The organism is Streptococcus sp. HMSC10A01 (assembly GCF_001807785.1).
In the GTDB taxonomy this organism is placed as follows: Bacteria; Bacillota; Bacilli; order Lactobacillales; family Streptococcaceae; genus Streptococcus; species Streptococcus gordonii.
The window spans coordinates 292,979-308,918 of sequence record NZ_KV790983.1 but is presented as its reverse complement, the minus strand read 5'-3'; the positions used below and the strand labels follow the sequence as shown (position 1 = coordinate 308,918).

The following is a 15,940-nucleotide window of genomic DNA, read 5'->3' as shown; positions in this document are numbered from 1 at the left end:
ATGGAATGGATGATTACTAGTTTTTGTGTCTTTTTAGACCTAGCTTTATGCCTGCATTCGTTTATCTTATTAAAAACAAAACGGATGCAGCTACCTCTCTTTTACATAGTCTTTCCTATTGCTCTACCCTTTTTAGGTTATATCTTACTTTGGGGCTTGAATCGTTCTATTCGAAAGGATGAATCTGACCTTTCGCTGGTTCAAGGCGATTTCGAAGAATGGTTTGACGTAGATGACACTCAGAAAATGAGTAGGGTTGAAAGTGCCTATGATCACGTTGAAGAAATTATTCCTCTAGAAGAAGCTCTTGTCTTACAAGACAAAGAAGTTTCTCGGTGGATGTTGATGGAGATAGTCAGTCGGGCTCCTGCTAAGTTCATTGACTTATTGTTCCTAGCGCGTCAGGATGAGGATACAGAGGTTGTGCATTACGCAACGACCTTGATTGCGGAAATATCTCGACAATATGATATCCGTCTACAGACACTGGATAAAAAGCACCAGGAAAATCCGTCGGATTACCGGACTCTAGCAGAATACTGTGCAGTTTTAGCGGCATACCTCCAAAAAAACCTGGTGACCAAGCGGATGGAAGAGGTCTTGCGGAAAGATTATTCCCATCTCCTAGAAAAGAAACTTCAACAAAAAGAGCAGCTTTCTGATTATGTGAAATTGATAGAGAATGAACTCTTGTTGAAGCGATATGAAAGTGTTGAAAAATACTTGAATACTATTTCTCAAAAATGGCCTCAACAAGAAGAAATTTATATGCTCTATCTCAGATATTATTTTGAAACGAGACAGGGAGAAAGGTTGGAAGAATTGGTAGAAGCTATCAAAAATGGTTCTATTTATATTTCTAAAGCGAATCGAGAACGCCTAGCTTTCTGGCAATCGTAGGTTTTTAAGATGACAAAGAAAAAAAGAAAAATCTTATATTCAAAAGAATCCATTATTGTAATTGTAATCTTTCTTTTGTTATCTGCGGTTTTGTGGATTCAAAAGAGTGGCGAACAATATACAGTTAATCCTGAAAAAAACATTTATCTAAAAAATGCCCCTTCGTCTAATGCTGTATTTGACAGCTTAGCTCAGGATAATCTGGTTCTTTATGATGAAAACAATGATACAAGTCGAAGGGCAAAAGAGCAATTTACTCAGATTCTCAAAGATATGAGAATGGGGTACCGCTTGGTTGATATTTCAAAAGAGACGATTCCTAGTTTTTCTGATTATAAAAAAGTAGTTGTGCTTCTGAGCGATTTGGAAGGCATGGGAGACAAGGCGCTTGAGATGGTGGATTGGGTTGAGCAGGGAGGAAATGTTCTCTTTGCTGTAACCCTCTCCAAGGACAGCAAACTAACAGAAATCGAACAAAAATTAGGCGTTTCAAGTTCTAGTTTTGAAAATGCCTATGTTAAGAAAATTTATATTGATAAAGACTTTATGATTGGTGGTGGGAAAAGCTATGCCATCGACGGCGCTTTCCATTCTGCTTGGTCAGTTATACTATCACCTGATGCCAAAGTTCACGCCTGGACAGATGATGAGGCAAAAACTCCTTTGGTCTGGGAAAAGAAACATGGTCAAGGGAAGTTTGTAGTTGATAATTTTGGCATTTATGAAAGGGCAGTACGTGGTCTGTATGCAGCTTCCTATAGCTTGATGACGTCCGCGACAGCTTATCCAGTTATTAATGGAACAACTTTTTACCTAGATGACTTTCCATCTCCAGTCCCTGCAGGAGATGCGACTTATATTAAACGTGACTATAATATGAGCATCTCGGACTTTTATACCAATATCTGGTGGCCAGATTTGCTGAAGCTGGCTGAAACTTATGGAATTAAGTATACAGGTGGGGTTATCGAAAATTATGAGGATGACACGTCAGGAAATGTTCATAGCCAAAAAGACGTAGACCGATTTAAATATTTTGGTAAGTCGCTTTTGGCTAATGGAGGCGAGATCAGTTACCATGGTTATAATCACCAACCTTTAACGCCTAAGGGAGTTGACTATGGTGATGAATTCCCAACCTATAAAACTTGGAAAGATAAGAAAGCTATGGCTTCTGCAATCAATGAACTGCTTCGCTTTACAAAAGAACTCTTTCCAAAGGGAGAAAAGTCGATTTATATCCCGCCTTCAAACGTTCTATCTAAAGAAGGAAGGCAAGTTCTACGAGAAAAATTCCCAGAAATCAAGAGTATTGCTAGTAATTATTTCCCAGGCAAATTCACCTATTCCCAGGAATTTGAAGTGGCAGATGACGGTATGATTGAACAACCTCGGATTGTTTCGGGTGCTTCATGGGATGCCTATTCAAAATTGACCGTATTTTCTGAGTTAAACATGCACTATGTCACTACTCATTTCCTTCATCCAGATGATGTCTTAGATGAGGATCGAGGTGCGAAACTAGGCTGGCCCAAACTCTATAAAGATTTCCAAAATGAAATTGAGAGCCTGTACAAAGTTGTTCCAAATATTCGGCGTCTGACAGGTTCTGAAATGGCAGGTGCAGTCCAGCGCTATGCCATCTTAACCATTAATCAGAATCGAACAGATACAGGCCTAGAGCTAGAACTTGGAAACTTCCATAATCAAGCTTATGTAATGATTCGATTAAACGAGGGAGAGCCTGGAAAAGTCAAAGGTGGCAAACTCGAACATTTAACAGGTAATCTCTATCTGCTGGAGGCAACATCAGCCAAAGTATCTATTGAGGTCAAATAAACATAGAAGAGAAAAGAAAAATGAGAATTTGTTTGGTTTTAGAAGGTTCTTATCCCTATGTTCACGGAGGTGTATCTACTTGGATGCACCAGTATATCACCGAGATGAAGGAACACGAGTTTATCGTATGGGTGATAGGAGCGAACGAGGAAAAGAAAGGCCAATTCGTCTACGAATTTCCTCCTAATGTAGTAGAAGTTCGAGAGGTTTTCCTAGATAGTCTAGCTGGATCAGAAGTAGGGAATAAGGAATCTGGAGATTTAACAGATGCAGAATACGAAGCCCTAAAACAATTAGTTTTTTGCGCAAAACCAGATTGGTCTTTGATTTTTAACTTGCTTCAAGATGGAAAAATCCAGCGGGATAGCTTCTTAGCTAGCGAAGAATTTTTCCAAATGATCCAGCAATTGTGTACGGAAAGATACGCCATGCAGCCAATGTCGGATGTGTTTCATACCATCCGCTCCATGCTTTTTCCGCTTTTGACCCTTTTATCTAGTGATATTCCGATTGCAGATGCATATCATGCAATTTCGACAGGATATGGTGGCATCTTGGCCACACTAGCGAGCGTTCGGACAAAGAAACCCCTTCTTTTGACTGAGCACGGGATTTATACACGGGAGCGTGAGGAAGAGATCATCCGAGCAGATTGGATTTTGCCGTCCATGCGAAAACAATGGATTGATTTTTTCTATACTCTTTCAGATGCTGTCTATTCAAAAGCAGACTGTATTACCAGCCTATTTTCAAAAGCTAGAGAAATTCAGATAGAAATGGGTTGTGATCCAGAAAAGTGTCGAGTCATTTCAAATGGAATTGATTACGAAGCTTTTTCAACAATTCCTCATGAGGGGGATGGCTTTATCAACATTGGTGCAGCGGTCCGAATGGCTCCAATAAAGGATATTAAAACCATGATTTATGCCTTTTATGAAGTGTCTGCCCAAATGCCTAATGTGCGTCTCTATGTTATGGGAGGTGTAGATGATAAAGCGTATGCTAATGAATGTTATGATCTAGTTCGAAAATTGAAGCTAGATAACCTGATTTTTACCGGCCGGGTTGACATCAAAGAATACCTCAAAAGAATGGATTTTATGATTTTAACCAGTATTTCTGAGGGACAACCTCTTTCTGTCCTAGAAGCAATGGCAGCTGGAAAAGCGTGTGTAACGACAGACGTTGGTTGCTGCAGAGAATTGCTGGAGGGAAGAGAAGACGATAATTTGGGACCAGCAGGGTATTGTGTCCCCCCTACTGATCTAAGTGGCCTAGCTGATGCTATGCTACGGATGGCTTCTGTGGAAGAAGAAAGGCTGGTGATGGGGAAAACTGCTAAAAAACGAGCCGAGCTATATTACCAATATGATCAAATGATTGACCAATATAGACAAATGTATAAGGAGTATGTGAAGTAATGGCAGGATTGGGATTTGAACTAAGAAAGGTATATAATAAGGGAAGCTTCCTGGCCAAGCAAAAAGCATATGGCTATGCAGGCATTATTTATGTTGGACCGATGATTCTTGGGATTTTACTGATTCTTGCAGTTGTTTATCTCAGTGTTTTTGGTCGTTTTGGCAACAGCGAACGCGACCATCTGTTGGGGTTGATTTCCTACTCAATCTTAGCTTCCTTAGCCATTACCAATATTTTTTCTATGGTTGTGACCCGCTATGTCTCCGATATGCTCTATGAAGAAAAGTTTGAAAGGGTTCTGCCCTCATACTTTTCTTCTGGTGCCATGATGTTGGGGATTGGCTTTGTGTCTTACGGCTTGTTCTTATTCTTATCAGGCATTCCCTTGCTGGAGATTGTTTTAAATTTGCTACTGTTTAGTGAATTATGCTTGATTTGGCATGCTGTCAATTACCTAACAGCTGTTAAAGACTATCGCAGTATCTTAAAAACATTTGCAACGGCGATCCTGATTACGCTTGGAGCAGGATTCCTCGCTTTATCCTTGTCGATCCCTTATGGTTTGCTTCTGAGTACCTGTATCGCTTATGCATATATCCTAATTCAAATGATTCGCATAATGTATCGGTATTTTCCGAAAAGCTATGAGGCCAATTTCGAGTTTCTGATCTGGTTTGATGAATATTTCAATCTTTTCAAGGTTGGAATCTATCTTTTTATCGGGCTCTTTGCTCATATCGTGATTAACTGGTTCGGGCCCTTGAGCAAGGGGATTGGAGGGCTTTTCCGTACAGCTCCTGTCTATGATGTGTCAGCTATGTTGGCCTATCTCGTAACCTTGGTGTCAACTGTGAGCTTTGTGGTTTCGGTAGAAGTTGTATTTTATCCGAAATTTAGAAAATATTACCAGCTGTACGATGGAGTCGGAAGTGTTGATAAAATCAACCAGACGGAAGTGGATATGCTTCGGACTCTCCGAAATGAATTGAAATATTTATCTTGGAAGCAACTCTTAGCAACCTTGCTAGCGATGTTTGTGGGGATAGTTTTGTTGGGGGTTCTACCCCTAGGCTTTAATAGTCAGATGAAAGGCTATTTTCAGACCCTTTGTTTGGGCTACGGGCTTTATGCCGTAGGAAATGTTAACTTACTCTTACTTCTTTATTTCGTAGACTATGAGGGTGCTAAGGATTGTGCCAAGTGGTTTGCTGGAATTTCAGTTATCTTTAGTATTCTGACTCAGTTTATGGATACATCTTTTATCGGTTATGGCTTTTTATTAGCTTCACTAATACTTTATTTAACAACAAGTGCTCGTTTGACTGAATATACCAAAGATCTTCCTTATCGTGTTTTAGGAAGTCAGGATGTCGTTTCACGTGAAGAAGTAGGATTCTTTACTAAGCTGTATAATACGTTGGAAGCGAGGAGAAATGATGAATAATAAGTGGGGTAAATTTCTACTAGTCTTTGGATTGATGTCCCTCGCCTTTATTCTTTTAGCAGTTTTTGATAACACAGGAAATACTGGAAAAGACAAAGTGACCCAAAAGGTGAAGAAGGAAAAGGTGCAAAATATTAATGACTTGCATCTTTATGACAAAGAAACCTTGTATAACCAAGGGGATCCGGATGTGATTACCATGTATTTGACTGTTAGACGGGGGAATACAGTCGAAAACACCAATCATTCTTGGAGTGAAGTCAACCAATATTCAGCTTATGATTATGAAAAAATGGGTGTGAAACGCTATCAAGTCGAAGGCCTCCTGCAAGTGGGCAATGAAAAAGGACCTGAGTCAGGACAGTTCGGTTTTGGAGAAGAAGTTCCCAATGCTACGGTTCAGATCCGTGGGCAAAGCTCTAGTAGAGCCAGTCAAAAGAATTATAAGGTTGAGATAAAAAGGAGCAAGGGAAGATGGGAAGGCCAACGGACCATTAACCTAAATAAGCATCCCTATGACTATCTGCGTTTCCGTAATAAGCTAGCTTTTAAGCTAATAGAAGGAATTCCGCAAATTGTAGGACTACGAACCCAATTTATCCATCTCTATGTCAAAGATGAGACAGGAGAAGAATCGAAGGGGTTTGAAGATTACGGAATCTATACGCAAGTTGAACAGTTAAACAAGACGGCTCTTGAAGCTCATGGTCTTGACCAAAGTGGCCATCTCTATAAGATTAATAATTTCGAATTCTACAGAGAGCCTGATGCTATTCGAAAAGAAGATGATCCTCAATTTGATAAGAAAAAATTCGAGTCTCGTTTAGAGGTCAAGGGAGACAAGGACCATACCAAGCTGATTGACATGTTGGATAAACTAAACGACGAGTCAGTCTCAAGTGATGAGTTCCTAGAAAAATATTTTGATGCGCAAAATGTCCAGTACTGGATGGCCTTTCAGATTTTGATGGGTAATATTGACAGTCAAAACCGGAATATGTTCCTCTACAGTCCAAAGAATGGGACACGCTGGTATATCTTACCTTGGGACTTGGACGATTCCCTACACAAAAGTGAGTATGCAATTCGTAAGCCAGATGCATTGGGAGAAAATAGTTGGCAATACGGAGTCAGCAACTACTGGGGAAATCACTTGTTCCAACGCTTGCTCAAATCAGAAAGATTCAGAACCGGTTTGGAAAGAACAGTTGATGAGTTATATAAAAATCAGCTGAAACCAGAAAATATTGGCGATTTGAGTAAGAATTATGCTAAAATAGTAAAACCATATCTGTCTCGTATGCCAGATTTGGGCCATTTGTATTTTAATGAGGACCAGTATAATCAGGTCTTGGATGCTCTACCAAAAGAAGTAGAGGAAAATTATCATGACTATAAGAAGAGCCTGCAATCTCCTCAGCCATTCTACATTGACCAACCTAAAGTAGAAGGAAAGAAACTTGTCCTAAGATGGCTACCTTCTTATGATTTTAATAATCAAGAGATTACCTATCACGTAGAACTTGCCAAGGATCCAAGCTTCAAAGAAAAAATACTAGATAAGAAGGGGATCAAGGAGCTCAGCATTAAGACAGACCGTTTACCTAAGGGTCAATACTTTATCCGAATTTTCGCTACAAATGAAACAGGTAATTCACAAGCGGCCTTTGACTACTATCGGACAGACACTACCAAACAATTTGGTGTCTCAGGCTTCTATGTAATGGAAGATGGGGGAATCAAGGTTGACACTTATGAAAACAGATAAAAAGGAGCAGTTTCGCCATGAAGCGAAATATCTCATCGGTTTAAAAGAAAAAGCCTTACTTACTCAACGGTTTGAGTCTATTCTAAATTTGGATAGACACGCTCAAAACGGAGGGTACACCATTCGCAGTCTTTATTTTGACGATTACTGGAATAGTAGTTATGAGGAAAAGGCTGCAGGGATTTTGATGCGAAAGAAATATCGAATTAGAATTTATAATTTTAGCGATCGTAGCATCAAGTTGGAAAGAAAGAAAAAGTTTGAAAATTATATCTATAAGGAAGCAGCACCTTTAACACGAGAAGAGGTGGAAAAAATTATTGAAGGTGACTATGGATTTCTACTCCATAGTCCCCATCCTCTTTGTCGGGAATTTTATTTTGAATGTGTGACAAATGTTATGCGTCCTCGTGTAATTGTTGACTACGAGCGGGAACCGTGGGTTTACGATGCAGGGACAGTACGCTTGACCTTTGATTCAAATGTTCGAGCAGCTGTTGGTAGCTATGATATATTTGATCCTAACTTACCGACTATACCAGTTCTTCCGGAGGGCAAGTTGGTTTTTGAGGTGAAATATACAGAGATGCAACCGCAGATTATCAAAGATATTATTCCCCCCGGAGCTTCAGAGTTTATCGCGGTATCAAAATACGTTCTTTGCTATGAAAAGACAAGATATTTGCATGATTTTGAGTACTGGTTTGACACAGATTATTAGGAGAGATAGGAGAAAAGAATGAGTGTTCAAGATATGATTAAAAAATCAATATTAAAATCAGAGAATTTTACTTCCCAAAATGCTGTAAAAATTCTTGCCACTCTTTTATTAGCAATCGCATTAGGAGCTTTTATTTACTTTGTTTATCAGCGATTTTTCACTGGAGTTGTCTATTCAAGAAGTTTTGCTATGACCTTGATTGGGATGTCGATCTTAACAGCCATGGTTACTTTGGCAATTAGTACCAACGTTGTTATCTCTTTGGGGATGGTCGGTGCCCTTTCCATTGTACGTTACCGGACGGCTGTAAAAGATCCCATGGACCTGCTTTATTTGTTCTGGGCCATCACCACAGGAATCACAGTTGGCGCAGGTATGTATATCTTAGCCATTGTGACAGCTGTTGTCATTTTTGCAATGCTACTCATTTTTAGTCGGATGCAGCACCAAGGTAGGGTCTTCATTCTCATTATTCATTACCAAGGAGATGAAACAGGAGACCGCATCATCCAATCTTTTGGTAAGATCAAGTACTTTGTGAAATCCAAGACCCTTAGAGGAGATGCTGTCGAAATGGCAGTTGAAGTCCTCTGCAAAAAAGACGATTTCACATTTGTAGAACGCATTCGGAATATTGAACAGGTTTCAGACGTGACACTTATCCAATACAACGGTGAGTATCACGGATAGCATGATTGGAAATGGAATGAATAAAAAGTTGCGATACAGTTTAATTATTTTAGTAGTAGCCACGATTTTTGGTAGTTTTTTCTTAACTTCCTTGAATAATAAAAAACAAGTAAACCATACTTTTACCTACTCTGAGGAGGCAATTCCAAATCCCTTGATGGGCTATGCACCATCCGCAGAGGAATCGGAGCTTTCTGACGATGTTCAACTGGTATATATGGATGTCACTTGGAAAGAATTAGAAGCCCAAAAGGGTGTATATGATTGGGACAAGATAGAAGAAAGCAACCAGATGGAACGCTGGAAAAAGGAAGGAAAGTACATTGTTCTACGCTTTGTCTTAGACTATCCTTCCAATACTTCTCATGAAGATATTCCTTCTTGGCTCATAAAAGAAATGTCTGATCCGGGGGACCGCTATGAGTCTGACTATGGGAAAGGCTTTTCTCCTAATTATTCAGATAAAACCTTGATTTCTTATTATCAAAAAGCTGTTGCTGCTATGGGAGAGCGCTGGGCTAAAAGTGGGCAAATTGCCTTTATTCAGCTTGGAGTTCTCGGCCATTGGGGAGAATGGCACGTCAATGATGAGGTAAACATCAGAAAATTACCAGAAGCAGCAATCCGTGAAAAATTTATCACTCCATGGACTCAAGCTTTTCCAAAAGCCAATATTTTAATGCGTCGCCCTTTTGTGGCTGCGAAGAAGCATGGCTTCGGCCTTTATAATGATATGGTCGGAGAGAAAGAAAGCACTAAGGTTTGGCTGGATTGGATAAAATCTGGTGGCGACTATGACCAGGAAGAAGCGAAGGATGGCCTTGTAGCGATGCCTGACGCCTGGCAAACTGCACCGATTGGTGGTGAGTTTACTAGTGCAGTAAGCATGAAAAACATTCTCAAGAATAATTTAGAACAAACGATTAAAGAAGTTCAACAATCGCATACAAGCTTCTTGGGACCTAAGATTGCTGAGGTGCTTGATGAGAAGGATGACACGGGCTATAACGAAGTGTTGAAAAATATGGGTTATAGATTGTGGGTTCCTTCAGCGTCCTTGAAGCTTCAAGGCGATGAAACCAAGCTTACTCTTACTTTAGCAAACAAAGGAGTGGCTCCTTTTTATCGGAATTGGGAAACTAAGATTTATGTCCTTGATAAATCTGGGGAGATTGTAGAAACTAAGAAACTTTCTCTTGATTTGACCAAGCTTTTACCAGATAAAGAGGAAAAGATTGAAGTCTCACTTTCAACTTCTGATCTGATGGATAAGGATAAGGGCTATAAGGTTGCTATAGGAATTATCTCTCCTTTAACAAACCAACCATCTATTCGTTTTGCAAATGAGGGTCAAGAAGACCAGACTGTCCTGACTCTCTATGATGCTGCAACGGATGAATAAAAAATGAAGTGCTCTGCCTATTGCAGCACTTCTTTTTTAGCTATTATTCCTGGAATTATGTGGCTAGGGTTGATTAATGAATGACTAAGACGACGTAAAGTAGGATGATTTGACAAAGCTGGTCCTTCTTGGTAGAATAAGAATGTCGTAAAGACAAATAACTTCTTCTTGGTTGCAGGCCATGCCAAACCTGCCACTCGGATGAAGCGTAAAGAAAAGGAGTATATCATGGCAATCTCAAAAGAGAAAAAAAATGAAATCATTGCACAATATGCACGTCACGAAGGTGACACTGGTTCAGTAGAGGTACAAGTTGCTGTCCTTACTTGGGAAATCAACCACCTCAACGACCACATCAAACAACACAAAAAAGACCACGCTACTTACCGTGGTTTGATGAAGAAAATCGGTCGCCGTCGTAACTTGCTTGCATACTTGCGTAAAAACGATGTTAACCGTTACCGTGAGTTGATTAACTCTCTTGGACTTCGTCGTTAATCTTGCGTCTAAAACGTTTCTATACTTCGTTGACTTCGTCTCGATGTACCATTAGTACAATCTTCGACTCGTCGCCTAGTTTATAAACGTTTTATCCAGCAAGAATCATGATGCCAAAGGCGTTAAAAATCCGTATGAAAATAGGGAAACGACACCGTTTCGATGAACACAAGGAGTTTCATCTTTTTCACTAGGATTTTAGCCCGAGCCCAAAATAGCTCTCTGGATTCAGAGGGCTTTTTTGTTTTATCAACTCATTTAGGCCGTATTCAATTGAGCATATCTTGATAATGAAGCTACTCTAATTGGGTAGCTTTTTTCATGGATTTTAGCCTGAGCTCAAATTAGCTCTCTGACTTCATGGAGCTTTTTCTGTTCCGTCACCTTACCTTGATATACTCAAGTATTATCTTCGGTTACGGTTCCTAGCACTGTAAGGTAAACTAAACCAGATCTTCTCTCTTCGAGGAGATTTTTTATTTTCACTAGGATTTTAGTCCGAGCTCAAATCAGTTTTCTGGGTTTCGGAGAACGATTATTCTCCTTGCCCCTTAACTCGTTTTAAGATCTTCAAATATCGTTTTCTCTGTAAATTTTCCAATTTTACAGAGAAAAAGTCCTTCTATCCTTTAGAAGAACTCTTTCTATCAACAAATTTACTCTTTCAAGAATTTTTGGATGGCAGGAGCGGCAGTGATAGCAAATCTTTCGTCAATGCGATGTTCTCCGCCTTCTACAGTGATTAGCTCTGCATTTGGAATGGTCTGACTCGCTTGAACCGCATACTGGTAGGGAACGACTGCGTCATCGGTACCATGGATAATGAGGGTCGGAGCTGTGATTTTGGCCTGCTCTGCTTGGATGTCAATGTCTAAGGCATCGATTAGATAAATCTTGCCCAGAGTAGTATTGTGGTGTGTCAGGCTGTCTGGAAATTGATCGAAGTCTGGGCTCCCTAGCTCATGATAAGTCGCTTTGGCATCGTCGAAAAGAACGAAAGCTGGAAAGATAAGCAGGAGCTTGTGCACACGATCTGGATAAGAAGCTGCGTAGAGACTAGCAACAACCCCACCTTGGCTGGCTCCGAATAAGCTCATTTTGCTCTTATCTATAAAGGCCTCGGAACTCAGCTTTTCCATGACTTGGGTCAAGTCTGTGAGTTCGGTCTTGACCGACATATTCAGCATATCCTGTCCACCGCTTTTCGACTGACGGCTGCCTCCGTAGAAATCAAAGCTGTAAACCAGATAACCTTGCTTTGCCAGCAGTTGGCTGTACATTTCATATTGCTCAAGGGTGTTATTTAATCCATGTGCGATAACAATAGTCGGCAATTTTTGACTCTTGTAGTCAGAAGGAGCAGTAATCTTTCCGTAGAGTTGCTTGTCAGCGTATGAAACGCTGTATTCTTCAGACACGATGTCTTCTGTCGGAGTCGGTTGATCGTCGTTCTTCTCACTAGAAGTTGTCTGTGTACTTTCGCGCTTAGGAGGAGTATGAATTGGTTTGGTTTGGGACAAGTAGAAGAAAAGTACAAGTCCGGCTAGGCTCAAGACTGCTAAGAAAGTCCAAATATACTTCATAGTTCTCTCCTTTCAGTATTTGTAGTATTATAGCGGAAATGAATGTATTTTACAAGAAGAGAGCTTTCTTGTTTTTTGATTTTTCTGCCTTTCATACAAGAAAATCCAATTCACTTATCTAAGCGAGATTCTGATAATCTTGAATTTTTTAGAAAATCTTGCTAGACTGTAGCTACTAAGATAAAAACACAGTTCTGGTTGGTAGTCCAGACGCAAAAAACCATTTTTTGTCAGTAACCTTCCTCCTTGGTTGTCCATTCTTAGGGATTTTTTAAAGGAGGTGCTGTCATGGATAAGATTTCAATGACGCTGACAGTTTACTTTGAAGAGGGATTTTGGCACGGTCTTTTCGAGCAGGAACATGCTCAATCTTATAGAGTTTGCCGAGTCACCTTTGGTGCAGAGCCTAGCACGCAGGGATTGTTGGATTTTCTAAACCGTTATTATCATCGGTTGCAGTTTAGTCCTAGCATCAGGGTGAAGGAGAAGACTAAGTCGGTCAGTCCTAAACGCTTGCAGAGACAGGCTAAAAAAGAGCAGCTGGCTTCACGGTCTTCAAAGTCTCAGGAAGCGCTGAGTCTGCAATTTGAAGAGCAAAAGAAAATCGCTCAAGTCAAGCGCAAGCAGCAGAAAGAACTGGCTAAGCAAAGGAAATTCGAACTCAAACAGCAAAAAAGATTGGAAAAGCATAAGGGGCATTGAGCTTGGTTTTTCTTATTCGCATAAAAAGTCTTCCTATGGGAGGCTTTTTCATTTGCTAGGCACTCAGTGAACGACTTGAAAAGTGAATGAATATTTCTGAGTCGTTTTATTTGACAGATGTAATTAAGATGATTACAATATAATCGTAAAATAAAAAATTACAAGAGTAATTTGAAAAAGGAGAAGTTATGATTGAAATTACTTATTTGGATGCTGTCAAGCAAGAGCGCAAGATGACCTTTGAGTCTTATCAAGCATTTGAACAATCTCAACAAGCCTGCTTGATTGGGGTTGCGGATTATTATCCGGTTCAGAAACTGACCTATAATGGGCGTGATTTGGATTATCACGGGACTTATGGCGATGTATTCTTTTTCCTGATGAAGCAGGATTTGACAAAGTTTGATTAAAAGGAGATAAAAATAATGGTAAAAGCAATTACAGATGCAACATTTGAGCAAGAAACAAAGGATGGCTTAGTTTTAGTTGATTTTTGGGCAACATGGTGTGGACCTTGTCGAATGCAAGGGCCAGTGCTAGATAGACTGTCGGAAGAATTTTCAGAAGATAAACTTAAAATTGTCAAAATAGATGTGGATGAAAATCCACTGACAGCTCGATCCTTTGGAATTATGTCTATTCCAACACTTCTATTTAAAAAGGATGGCCAAGTGGTTAAACAAGTTGCAGGTGTTCATACTGCAGAACAAATCAAGGCTATCGTTGCTGAATTGAGTTAAAATCAATACACTCCTGTGAGTAAAATGGGAGTGTATTTTAATTTTTAAAGAAAAAGCCCTGTTCCTCAAGATAAGGAGCAAGGCTCTTTTTATTTTCGATTATTCTTCTGTTCCAAGAAGGGTTTTGGCAACTACAGCTGCAAGAAGGCCACCAACAATTGGTGCCAAGATGAAGATCCAAACTTGTTGCAAGGCTACACCACCTACAAGAAGAGCTGGAGCCAAGCTACGAGCTGGATTAACTGAGAGGCCAGTGATATTGAGACCAACCAAGATCATCACTACCAAAGTCAAAGCAATTACAAGACCAGCGATAGAGCTGTTCCCTTTGCTTGAAGAAGTTACAGTCATGATAACCAAGACAAACAAGAAGGTTGCAATGACTTCAAATAAGAAGCCACCAAAGACGGTTACACCATTTGCCAAGGCATTTTCACCTAGGCAGGCAGTTGGCATACCTGAGTTAGCCAAGAGGAAGTATACTGTCGCTGAAGCAATAAAAGCCCCAAGAACTTGTGCAAGGATGTAGTTGACAAGATCCTTAGACGACAAACGCTTGTTTGCAAACATAGCAATAGATACTGCAGGATTGAGGTGAGCTCCGGAAATCGTACCGATAGAGTAAGCAGCAGCAACGATTGACAAACCAAAGGCAAGGGCAATTCCAAGATGACCAAGGCCCTCTACACCATTACCAAAAACAACTGCGCCTGTTCCTACAAACACAAGCATGAATGTACCGATTAATTCAGCAAAAAACTTTTTCATTTTCTGTCTCCTTTTTCTAAAACTAAGCACTAGTCTATCAAAAGAAGCAATCGGATTCAAGAAAAGTGACTTGAAAATTTTTTGAAAATCATAAAACGACCAGCTTATCCTTAGTATTGAACAGATTGAATAGTTTTTCTTAACTCTTTTTGAGAAGGACTCTTTGCTTTATTTAGTGCTATCATTTTAATAGACAAGATTTGAAATTTAAAAATGGACAAAACACAACAATGCTTGACTTTAGAGCAAACAAGTGACTTTATGTTTAGCGATTTAAAAGAAGTTAGGTTTCAAACAAGAAGGGAATAGAAACTACATTTTTTATAATATTTTAGAATTTATTTATATAAAAAGTCATTAAGATAAGTTTTGTCATGGTATACTAGATGGTAGGTAAGAATCATTATTAGAAAAGGAGAATAATATGAGAAAGAAGATAAGAATTTATTTCTTAGTAAGTTTAATAACTTTAGCAGTTGCTCTTGTTGGATGTTCGTCTAAATCGACTGATACTGCTAAAAATTCATTATATCATAAGACAGATGTGACTGGACCTGCTGCATCATTTGATTGGAATGCAAAAGTTAGCCCTGTTTCCTATGAGAAAACGTATGTTGAAACAAATAGTGGAAAGGAAGTCACTACAACCTTAGATGGTGTTAAAAAGGCGGCTGACGATCTTGAAAAAAAGAAAAAGGAGATTACCAATCCCAAGGTACAAGCGGCTTTGAAATTAGTAGATGCTGTTTTTGTTAATCAAAAGAATTTCGATTTGGTTTTAAAAGCAAGAGGCGCTAGCAATCAAGAAGAATTTTTTGATAAGTTATGGAATGATGTCATAGCTCCTGTATTGTCTGAACGTTATGCAACTTTTTCAAAGGATACAGTTTTTAAGTATAAGGGAGAAAGTTACCCACTCAAGGTATACGCACCAATGTTTTTCAAAGTAAACACTAATGCCTTGGGAAAAGCTGGAGCATACACTCTTGAAGATTACAAAGTAGAAGGCGATATGGTCTATTTGAAATTTAAGGCTCCATCTGTAGATGTCTATCAGTACGAGGTTAAGGCATCTTATCATCAGGATAATCAAGAATTCTTCCAAGGCTTGATAGATGAACACAATAAGGTTGTTGAAACCAACTATTCTAAAGGCTTGATTATTCGATTTGTCTACCAGTTAGCTGCTCTAGATTTTAAAGCAGATAACTATGTGAATTTACAGGGAATGGATTATTATGACACTAGTACTCATTATTTGGCAATTAAGGTTGATAATAAAGGGAATGCTAAGATAGATAAAGAAAATATCGCTAATCTTTTACAAATCAATATGAAGCCAGCGAATGAAGCTAATAAAGGTAAATTCGAATAAGCTGCTACCAGAGTCTTGAATGGACTCTTCGAACCCGCATACTCCAACCTCTTGCTAGTTGGACATTTAGTAGATGGAATTTTTCTAA

16 protein-coding genes are annotated in these 15,940 nt (G+C 39.4%); 13 read left to right on the top strand and 3 right to left on the bottom strand.

Annotation, left to right across the window (positions count from 1 at the left end; genetic code table 11):
* The 8 genes from HMPREF3108_RS08630 to HMPREF3108_RS08595 are packed head-to-tail and all read left to right on the top strand — an operon-like array spanning nucleotide 1 to nucleotide 10,186.
* Complete coding sequence (locus HMPREF3108_RS08630) at nucleotides 1-900, top strand: hypothetical protein (protein WP_070494244.1); 900 nt, start codon at nucleotides 1-3, stop codon at nucleotides 898-900.
* A 9-nt stretch (nucleotides 901-909) separates the two neighbouring features.
* The gene (locus HMPREF3108_RS08625) at nucleotides 910-2,739 is read left to right on the top strand and encodes a DUF2194 domain-containing protein (RefSeq protein WP_070494242.1); all 1,830 of its coding nucleotides are present in this window, start codon (nucleotides 910-912) and stop codon (nucleotides 2,737-2,739) included.
* A gap of 20 nt (nucleotides 2,740-2,759) precedes the next feature.
* Complete coding sequence (gene pelF / locus HMPREF3108_RS08620; RefSeq protein WP_061596153.1) at nucleotides 2,760-4,160, top strand: GT4 family glycosyltransferase PelF; 1,401 nt, start codon at nucleotides 2,760-2,762, stop codon at nucleotides 4,158-4,160.
* A complete protein-coding gene (gene pelG, locus HMPREF3108_RS08615) occupies nucleotides 4,160-5,605 on the top strand; it encodes an exopolysaccharide Pel transporter PelG (protein ID WP_070494240.1) in 1,446 nt (481 codons plus the stop codon). The genes pelF and pelG overlap by 1 nt, the downstream gene beginning before the upstream one ends.
* The gene (locus HMPREF3108_RS08610; RefSeq protein WP_070494238.1) at nucleotides 5,598-7,373 is read left to right on the top strand and encodes a CotH kinase family protein; all 1,776 of its coding nucleotides are present in this window, start codon (nucleotides 5,598-5,600) and stop codon (nucleotides 7,371-7,373) included. Before pelG ends, HMPREF3108_RS08610 begins: the two co-directional genes overlap by 8 nt.
* Nucleotides 7,360-8,094 carry a polyphosphate polymerase domain-containing protein gene (locus tag HMPREF3108_RS08605; RefSeq protein WP_020992807.1) on the top strand — a complete coding sequence of 245 codons (735 nt, stop codon included), beginning with the start codon at nucleotides 7,360-7,362 and terminating at the stop codon, nucleotides 8,092-8,094. Before HMPREF3108_RS08610 ends, HMPREF3108_RS08605 begins: the two co-directional genes overlap by 14 nt.
* Before the next feature lie 18 nt (nucleotides 8,095-8,112).
* Complete coding sequence (locus HMPREF3108_RS08600) at nucleotides 8,113-8,784, top strand: DUF4956 domain-containing protein (RefSeq protein WP_045505526.1); 672 nt, start codon at nucleotides 8,113-8,115, stop codon at nucleotides 8,782-8,784.
* 16 nt (nucleotides 8,785-8,800) lie between these two features.
* Nucleotides 8,801-10,186, top strand: a complete 1,386-nt coding sequence (locus HMPREF3108_RS08595; protein WP_070494236.1) for a DUF4832 domain-containing protein — start codon at nucleotides 8,801-8,803, stop codon at nucleotides 10,184-10,186.
* 17 nt (nucleotides 10,187-10,203) lie between these two features.
* On the opposite strand, the gene HMPREF3108_RS10535 is transcribed toward HMPREF3108_RS08595, so the two are convergent.
* A complete protein-coding gene (locus HMPREF3108_RS10535; protein ID WP_083277177.1) occupies nucleotides 10,204-10,416 on the bottom strand; it encodes a hypothetical protein in 213 nt (70 codons plus the stop codon).
* Here HMPREF3108_RS10535 and rpsO point away from each other — a divergent pair.
* Complete coding sequence (rpsO, locus tag HMPREF3108_RS08590) at nucleotides 10,415-10,684, top strand: 30S ribosomal protein S15 (RefSeq protein WP_004193424.1); 270 nt, start codon at nucleotides 10,415-10,417, stop codon at nucleotides 10,682-10,684. The genes HMPREF3108_RS10535 and rpsO overlap by 2 nt on opposite strands.
* 656 nt (nucleotides 10,685-11,340) lie before the next feature.
* On the opposite strand, the gene HMPREF3108_RS08585 is transcribed toward rpsO, so the two are convergent.
* On the bottom strand, nucleotides 11,341-12,267 hold the full coding sequence (locus tag HMPREF3108_RS08585; protein WP_070494234.1) for an alpha/beta hydrolase family protein: 927 nt from the start codon (nucleotides 12,265-12,267) through the stop codon (nucleotides 11,341-11,343).
* A 288-nt stretch (nucleotides 12,268-12,555) separates the two neighbouring features.
* Between HMPREF3108_RS08585 and HMPREF3108_RS08580 the strand changes: the two genes are divergently transcribed.
* The 3 genes from HMPREF3108_RS08580 to trxA all read left to right on the top strand — a co-directional run bounded on the left by HMPREF3108_RS08580 (nucleotide 12,556) and on the right by trxA (nucleotide 13,709).
* The gene (locus HMPREF3108_RS08580; protein WP_070494233.1) at nucleotides 12,556-12,969 is read left to right on the top strand and encodes a YjdF family protein; all 414 of its coding nucleotides are present in this window, start codon (nucleotides 12,556-12,558) and stop codon (nucleotides 12,967-12,969) included.
* A 188-nt stretch (nucleotides 12,970-13,157) separates the two neighbouring features.
* Complete coding sequence (locus HMPREF3108_RS08575) at nucleotides 13,158-13,379, top strand: DUF4649 family protein (protein ID WP_070494231.1); 222 nt, start codon at nucleotides 13,158-13,160, stop codon at nucleotides 13,377-13,379.
* A 15-nt stretch (nucleotides 13,380-13,394) separates the two neighbouring features.
* The gene (gene trxA, locus HMPREF3108_RS08570) at nucleotides 13,395-13,709 is read left to right on the top strand and encodes a thioredoxin (RefSeq protein ID WP_045505534.1); all 315 of its coding nucleotides are present in this window, start codon (nucleotides 13,395-13,397) and stop codon (nucleotides 13,707-13,709) included.
* A gap of 99 nt (nucleotides 13,710-13,808) precedes the next feature.
* Here trxA and HMPREF3108_RS08565 read toward each other — a convergent pair whose 3' ends face one another.
* Nucleotides 13,809-14,477, bottom strand: coding sequence for an MIP/aquaporin family protein (locus tag HMPREF3108_RS08565; protein WP_070494229.1), 669 nt, complete (start codon nucleotides 14,475-14,477; stop codon nucleotides 13,809-13,811).
* A gap of 424 nt (nucleotides 14,478-14,901) precedes the next feature.
* On the opposite strand from HMPREF3108_RS08565, the gene HMPREF3108_RS08560 reads away from it, so the two are divergent.
* A complete protein-coding gene (locus tag HMPREF3108_RS08560) occupies nucleotides 14,902-15,852 on the top strand; it encodes a hypothetical protein (protein WP_070494227.1) in 951 nt (316 codons plus the stop codon).
* Nucleotides 15,853-15,940: the final 88 nt, after the last annotated feature.

What these genes read in the sequence shown, in the direction of transcription:
- HMPREF3108_RS08630 (WP_070494244.1), top strand. Translation starts at nt 1, where the DNA reads ATGGAATGGATGATTACTAGTTTTTGTGTCTTTTTAGACCTAGCTTTA.
- HMPREF3108_RS08625 (WP_070494242.1), top strand. Translation starts at nt 910, where the DNA reads ATGACAAAGAAAAAAAGAAAAATCTTATATTCAAAAGAATCCATTATT.
- pelF (WP_061596153.1), top strand. Translation starts at nt 2,760, where the DNA reads ATGAGAATTTGTTTGGTTTTAGAAGGTTCTTATCCCTATGTTCACGGA.
- pelG (WP_070494240.1), top strand. Translation starts at nt 4,160, where the DNA reads ATGGCAGGATTGGGATTTGAACTAAGAAAGGTATATAATAAGGGAAGC.
- HMPREF3108_RS08610 (WP_070494238.1), top strand. Translation starts at nt 5,598, where the DNA reads ATGAATAATAAGTGGGGTAAATTTCTACTAGTCTTTGGATTGATGTCC.
- HMPREF3108_RS08605 (WP_020992807.1), top strand. Translation starts at nt 7,360, where the DNA reads ATGAAAACAGATAAAAAGGAGCAGTTTCGCCATGAAGCGAAATATCTC.
- HMPREF3108_RS08600 (WP_045505526.1), top strand. Translation starts at nt 8,113, where the DNA reads ATGAGTGTTCAAGATATGATTAAAAAATCAATATTAAAATCAGAGAAT.
- HMPREF3108_RS08595 (WP_070494236.1), top strand. Translation starts at nt 8,801, where the DNA reads ATGAATAAAAAGTTGCGATACAGTTTAATTATTTTAGTAGTAGCCACG.
- rpsO (WP_004193424.1), top strand. Translation starts at nt 10,415, where the DNA reads ATGGCAATCTCAAAAGAGAAAAAAAATGAAATCATTGCACAATATGCA.
- HMPREF3108_RS10535 (WP_083277177.1), bottom strand. Translation starts at nt 10,416, where the DNA reads ATGATATACTCCTTTTCTTTACGCTTCATCCGAGTGGCAGGTTTGGCA.
- HMPREF3108_RS08585 (WP_070494234.1), bottom strand. Translation starts at nt 12,267, where the DNA reads ATGAAGTATATTTGGACTTTCTTAGCAGTCTTGAGCCTAGCCGGACTT.
- HMPREF3108_RS08580 (WP_070494233.1), top strand. Translation starts at nt 12,556, where the DNA reads ATGGATAAGATTTCAATGACGCTGACAGTTTACTTTGAAGAGGGATTT.
- HMPREF3108_RS08575 (WP_070494231.1), top strand. Translation starts at nt 13,158, where the DNA reads ATGATTGAAATTACTTATTTGGATGCTGTCAAGCAAGAGCGCAAGATG.
- trxA (WP_045505534.1), top strand. Translation starts at nt 13,395, where the DNA reads ATGGTAAAAGCAATTACAGATGCAACATTTGAGCAAGAAACAAAGGAT.
- HMPREF3108_RS08565 (WP_070494229.1), bottom strand. Translation starts at nt 14,477, where the DNA reads ATGAAAAAGTTTTTTGCTGAATTAATCGGTACATTCATGCTTGTGTTT.
- HMPREF3108_RS08560 (WP_070494227.1), top strand. Translation starts at nt 14,902, where the DNA reads ATGAGAAAGAAGATAAGAATTTATTTCTTAGTAAGTTTAATAACTTTA.